At 51.7% G+C, this 290-nt stretch carries 2 tRNA genes; both read right to left on the reverse strand.

What is annotated here, in order from left to right:
• Nucleotides 1-24: 24 nt before the first annotated feature.
• Nucleotides 25-100, reverse strand: a tRNA-Ala gene (locus GPDM_RS08765).
• Between the two features lie 8 nt (nt 101-108).
• Nucleotides 109-185, reverse strand: a tRNA-Ile gene (locus tag GPDM_RS08770).
• Between the last annotated feature and the right edge of the window lie 105 nt (nt 186-290).

Genomic DNA, 290 nt, shown 5'->3' on the forward strand with positions numbered 1-290 from the left:
CATCATTTCTGCGTACAAAATGATTGGTGGAGCCTAGCGGGATCGAACCGCTGACCTCCTGCGTGCAAGGCAGGCGCTCTCCCAGCTGAGCTAAGGCCCCAAGAAGAATGGTGGGCCTAAATGGACTCGAACCATCGACCTCACGCTTATCAGGCGTGCGCTCTAACCAGCTGAGCTATAGGCCCTCTTGAGTATAATTGTCTTACTGATAGAAGATTTTTTCAATGTCGCCATTGAAGGTGAACCTTCAAAACTGAACGCAAAACGTCAACCCCGGAGCGCTAAGCGCC

Origin of the sequence: Planococcus donghaensis MPA1U2, assembly GCF_000189395.1 — a bacterium.
Lineage (GTDB): Bacteria > Bacillota > Bacilli > Bacillales_A > Planococcaceae > Planococcus > Planococcus donghaensis_B.